General features: G+C 59.5%; 1 protein-coding gene. It reads left to right on the top strand.

Annotated elements, in window-relative coordinates; translation table 11 throughout:
• The coding region (locus IH48_RS35530) for a DNA/RNA non-specific endonuclease (protein WP_199810049.1) at positions 1-862 on the top strand (862 nt) is incomplete at its 5' end.
• Positions 863-1,106 lie beyond the last annotated feature (244 nt).

Raw genomic sequence — 1,106 nt, 5'->3', positions numbered from 1 at the left:
CACCACCAACCCCTACACCGGCAACCGCTACGCCTACGGCGCCGGCAACCCCACCAGCATGATTGAGGCCGACGGCCACACCAGCTGCGACATCACCGGAATGTGCGGAGGCACCTACCGTGAAACCCCGACAATCAAGCACGAAGAAGCCGATTCCCCTGAAGGAAGCACCGGATCAACTTCCAGTTGTGCAGTGGTGGTCCTTGAGTGTGGCAGCGACACAAATAGCAGCAAAATGTTTCTTGCGCCGCCAGCCGCACCGCTACGAGTCCTCACACCGGCGAGTCTGGAGGCACCTCCGGTCGAAGGCGGTGCTCCAGAAGGAGGTCCGCGCGGCGGCGGAGAGCTCGGCGCCATTGTGGCCATCCTGTCCCAGGCTCTGGCCGGGGACACGCCGCAGGACCATGAGTGGAATCTGGACAATGATCGAGAGAGCGAGAATTGTCTGAAGGACACCTCGTCCACGAGCACAATCTTCTACAATAATCCCGATGACAAGGGGCGCGCGACCGGCGCGTGGGCCTGCCTGAGCGCCACTATCCGCAAGGTCAACTTCACGGATCCCCAGCAGCCGGTTGGTTGGAAATCTGGCATGGACCGAGCACACCTAATAGCCCGGGAGTTCGGCGGTACTCACGAGAGGAAAAATATCATCCCTACCAGCCGTACAGCGAACCGAGAGGGCATGCGGAGGATCGAAAGGATTATCGAAAGGCGTCTGGCTAAGAATGAGCGCGTCTTCTACTCCGCCGTGCCATCGTACAATGTGCGCTCTATTCGCCCGACCGGCGTCAACATGTTCGTAGAGACGAGCGGCGGGTATAATACTTCAACTTTCGTGCCGAGTGGTGTGTATCCGTAGCGGAAGCGAGATGGAGGCTACGGCAGAGTAGTTGGACCACTCCGCCACGCCGCGCATGCCATCAGATAGGGGGTTAAAGACCTTGGGACCGTCCCTGGCAGCCCCTGGAAGTAGGCAAACGGCTTCCCAGAATTCAGACCTCTAGCCTCGACTATTCAGCGGAATTGGTTGAGCTGATGCCCTGGTAGCAGAAAGGTGCCGCTGAGCTGCAAGGATGCGACTGTCGAGGAAGCATCGGGTGCAG

Origin of the sequence: Streptomyces sp. NRRL F-5126, from assembly GCF_000721265.1 — a bacterium.
Classification (GTDB): domain Bacteria; phylum Actinomycetota; class Actinomycetes; order Streptomycetales; family Streptomycetaceae; genus Streptomyces.
This window is presented reverse-complemented; position numbering and strand designations above follow the sequence as displayed.